This is a genomic window from Acinetobacter sp. UBA6526, assembly GCF_002434875.1.
Lineage (GTDB): Bacteria > Pseudomonadota > Gammaproteobacteria > Pseudomonadales > Moraxellaceae > Acinetobacter > Acinetobacter venetianus.
In genome coordinates this window covers 1-4,506 of record NZ_DJLC01000182.1, presented here as the reverse complement: position 1 = coordinate 4,506, position 4,506 = coordinate 1, and the positions used below count along the sequence as shown (strand labels likewise).

Genomic DNA, 4,506 nt, shown 5'->3' with positions numbered 1-4,506 from the left:
ATGATGGCTTCTTTATTTTTAAAATGGTGATAAATCGCACTCTTATGCTTTCGTTCCTCCAATTGATGGTAATGATCGCGAAAACTGTTTTGTATATCGTACCATTGAAGATTTAGACGCAATTCGCGAAGCGAGTTTGAATGCTAAAACAGGTGTGGTAATCGGTGGTGGTTTGCTCGGTCTAGAAGCAGCAAAAGCATTACGTGATTTAAACTTAGAAACACATGTGGTTGAGTTTGCACCGCGTTTAATGGCTGTCCAAATCGATGATCTAGGTGGTAAAGTTTTACGCCGAAAAATCGAAAATCTAGGTGTTAAAGTTCACACTCAAAAAGCGACTTCATCGATTGAGGCAGGTAGTGAAGCAACGCATGTGATGAAGTTTGCTGATGGCAGTGAACTTGAAACTGATGTGATTTTATTCTCAGCAGGTATTCGTCCACGTGATGAGTTGGCACGTTCTAGCGGCTTAGCGATTGGTGAGCGCGGTGGTATTAAAATCAATGATTATTGCCAAACGTCGAATGACAACGTGTATGCCATTGGTGAATGTGCGCTTTGGGATAATAAAATTTATGGTTTAGTTGCGCCGGGTTATGACATGGCCCGTATCGCAGCAAAACATATCCTTGCCGAAGAAACACATAGCTTCGCGGGTGCCGATATGAGCACTAAATTGAAGTTAATGGGCGTAGATGTAGCTTCGGTTGGTGATGCGCACGGTATGACACCAAACTCACTAAGCTATTTCTTTGCTGATGAAGATGCATTGGTTTATAAGAAAATTGTTGTTGATGCTGATAAGACGAAACTGTTAGGTGCTGTACTGGTTGGTGATGCGAAAGAATATAACGACCTTTTGCAAATGATGTTGAATGGTTTGGCACTGCCTGAAACACCTGAAAGTTTGATCATGCCAGGCTTTGCTGATTCTGGTGCGAAAGCAGGCGGTAGTGGCGTTGATTTACTTCCAGACAGTGCAACGATTTGCTCATGTAATAACGTATCTAAAGCGGATATTTGCCAAGCGATTTGTGATGGTTCAACGTCACTCGGTGCTTTAAAGAAATGTACTAAAGCTGCAACAGCATGTGGTGGTTGTGCGCCGTTGGTGACACAAGTTTTAAAATCTGAGTTACAACGTCAAGGCGTAACGGTCAATAACCATGTGTGTGAGCATTTCCCATACTCACGCCAAGAGATCTATCACTTGGTGCGTGTCAATGAAATCAAAACATTTGATGATTTGATTCAACAACATGGTCATGGTCTAGGTTGTGATATTTGTAAGCCAATGACTGCCAATATTTTAGCATCATGCTGGAATGACTTTGTATTAGAACCAAGCCACGCGGGTCTACAAGACAGTAACGACTACTACTTGGGGAACATTCAAAAAGATGGTTCTTATTCAGTTGTTCCGCGTATGGCGGGTGGTGAAGTCACACCAGATGGCTTGATTGCTGTTGGGCAAATTGCCAAAAAATATAACTTATACACCAAAATTACAGGTGGTCAACGTGTCGATTTATTCGGTGCGCAACTACATGAATTACCATTTATTTGGGAAGAGTTAAATGCCGCTGGCTTTGAGTCTGGTCATGCTTACGGTAAATCATTACGTACGGTGAAATCATGTGTCGGTAGTACGTGGTGTCGTTATGGTGTGGATGATTCTGTCGGTTTAGCGATTGAATTAGAAAATCGTTATAAGGGCTTACGTTCACCTCATAAATTGAAAATGGCGGTGTCAGGCTGTACTCGTGAGTGTGCTGAAGCACAAGGTAAAGATGTTGGTGTGATTGCAACTGAAAAAGGTTGGAATTTATATGTCTGCGGTAATGGTGGTATGAAACCGCGTCATGCAGAGCTTTTGGCTTCTGACTTGGATACTCAAACTTTGATTCGCTATATCGACCGTTTCTTTATGTTCTACATTCAAACCGCGGATCGTTTACAACGTACCAGTGTATGGCGTGACAATATGGAAGGTGGCTTAGATTATCTAAAAGCGGTGATTGTTGAAGATTCTCTAGGACTTGCTGAAGAACTTGAAAATCGTATGTCTCACGTGATTGGCACATATCAAGATGAATGGCGTACTGCCGTTGAAAATCCTGAGATCCGTAAACGTTTCCAAACTTATATCAATGCAAGTGCAGAACAACAAGCCGATCCATACATTCAATTTACAGAAGTACGTGATCAAATTCGTCCATTAAATGAAGCTGAACGTTCAGTTGATCGTATCCCAATGGTTGAAGCATAAGGAGAATCAAAATGACCAATTTAAAAGATATGAATATGCTTCCAAATGATCAATGGGTAGATGTATGCCATTTGAGCGACATTACACCGAATACAGGTGTAGTTGCTTTGATTGAAGGGCAATCCGTTGCTCTATTCCGTGTTGGAAATGAAAACCGTATCTACGCATTGAGTAATAAAGATCCATTCAGCCAAGCGAATGTTATGGCTCGCGGTATTATTGGTGATCTACAGGGTGAGCGCGTGATTGCGTCACCGATTTATAAACAGCATTTCAGTCTAGCAACTGGGCGTTGTTTGGAAGATAAAGATCAAAAACTTTTAGTGTTTCCGACCAAAATTGAAAATGGTCGTGTATGGGTCAACCCGACACCACAAAAGACTTACATCACCAATAATGGAACATCACAAGATAAATTAAAACTGGTGTTGATTGGCAATGGTTTAGCAGGTATGCGTTGTCTTGAAGACTTGTTAGATATGGCACCTGATCGTTATGACGTGACCGTGATTGGTGAGGAACCATGGGGCAATTACAACCGTATCATGTTGTCACCAGTGCTTTCAGGCGAAAAAACCATTGATGACATTATGTTGCATCCACATGCATGGTATAGCGATAAAGGGATTAAATTTATTGCGGATGATCCAGCGGTGAAAATTGACCGTACCCGTAAGATTGTACATACAGAAAAAGGTGAAAACGTTGATTATGATCGCTTGATCATTGCAACAGGTTCTTCACCATTTATTCCTCCAGTCCAAGGCGTGGATTTAAAAGGTGTGATTAGCTTCCGTGATATCTATGATGTCAATACCATGATCGAGTATAGCCAAAGCAAGAAAAATGCAGTGGTGATTGGTGGAGGTTTACTCGGCCTTGAAGCTGCGTATGGTCTAGTACAACGTGGTATGAACGTGACAGTACTACATCTGATGGATCGCATTATGGAACGTCAGCTTGATAGCCGTGCTAGTGGCATGTTACGTCATAGCATTGAACAAAAAGGCATTAAAATCATGACTGAAGCGAATACTGAAGCTTTGATCGGTAAAGATGGTCATGTCAGCCAAGTGCGTTTGAAAGACGGTACGGTACTAGACGCAGATTTAGTGGTGTTTGCGGTAGGTATTCGTCCAAATATCGCATTAGCACAAAGTGCAGGCTTACGCTGTAACCGTGGTATTTTAGTTAATGACACCATGCAAACTTTTGACCCAAGTATCTACGCGGTAGGTGAGTGTATTGAACACCGTAATCAAACTTTTGGTTTGGTTGAACCGTTGTGGGGACAAGCATTTATCTGCGCAACACATCTTGCAGAGCATGGCAGCTTGACGTTCAAGTCTCCAACCGTACCGACACAGTTAAAAGTCAGTGGTGTGGATGTGTTCTCGGCAGGAAATTTTGAGCCGAAAGAAGATTATGAAGACATCATTTTGAACGATGAAAAACGTCAAATTTACAAACGAATTATCATTCAGAAAGATCATGTGATCGGTGCGGTGCTGTTTGGTGATACAGAAGATGGTATGTGGTATGCCGATCTGATTGCCGATCAAACACCGATTTCAGGTTTTAGAAATAAATTGTTGTTTGGTAAAGATTTTGCAATGAAAAAAGCAGGTTAGTCATCTTTGGTTTAGGGGAGTCATCCCCTAAGCTGAGATCGAATACGAAACGCAGTCAGAGATGAAAATAGGTAGAGGGGCAGTCATGAACAGTATTCAAAATTTAGAACACAGTCGCTCCGATCATGTAGAAAAAATCATTACAAAAACGACTTGTCCCTATTGTGGCGTGGGATGTGGTGTCAATGTTGAGGTGCAACATAAAGCACATGGCACAACGGTTCAAGTGTCTGGTGATGCCGAACATCCATCTAATTTTGGTCGACTTTGCATTAAAGGCAGTCGTTTAGCCGATACTTTAGGTTTAGAAACACGTGTATTGAGTCCAATGTTTGGACGTAAAAATCACCGTGAAGCAACCACTTGGGATGCTGCGGTGGAAAAAATTGCGACACAATTTCAGGCATGTATTGATCAATATGGTCGTGATAGCGTTGCTTTCTATGTCTCTGGGCAGTTGCTCACTGAAGATTATTATGTGGTAAATAAGTTTGTTAAAGGATATTTAGGCACTGCCAATATTGATACCAATTCACGCTTATGTATGTCTTCTGCAGTTGCAGCGCATAAGCGTGCTTTTGGTGAAGATATCGTTCCAGCCAGCTA

2 protein-coding genes and 1 pseudogene are annotated in these 4,506 nt (G+C 41.7%); all 3 read left to right on the top strand.

The window, feature by feature from the left end; all coding sequences use genetic code 11:
- Positions 1 to 40: 40 nt before the first annotated feature.
- A pseudogene (gene nirB / locus B4237_RS12520) lies at positions 41 to 2,269 on the top strand (nitrite reductase large subunit NirB); the annotation flags it as partial.
- 11 nt (positions 2,270 to 2,280) lie between these two features.
- The gene (nirD, locus tag B4237_RS12515) at positions 2,281 to 3,900 is read left to right on the top strand and encodes a nitrite reductase small subunit NirD (protein ID WP_286943388.1); all 1,620 of its coding nucleotides are present in this window, start codon (positions 2,281 to 2,283) and stop codon (positions 3,898 to 3,900) included.
- An 85-nt stretch (positions 3,901 to 3,985) separates the two neighbouring features.
- A partial coding sequence (locus B4237_RS12510) for a molybdopterin-dependent oxidoreductase (RefSeq protein ID WP_286943386.1) occupies positions 3,986 to 4,506 on the top strand: 521 nt, incomplete at its 3' end.

What these genes read in the sequence shown, in the direction of transcription:
- nirD (WP_286943388.1), top strand. Translation starts at nt 2,281, where the DNA reads ATGACCAATTTAAAAGATATGAATATGCTTCCAAATGATCAATGGGTA.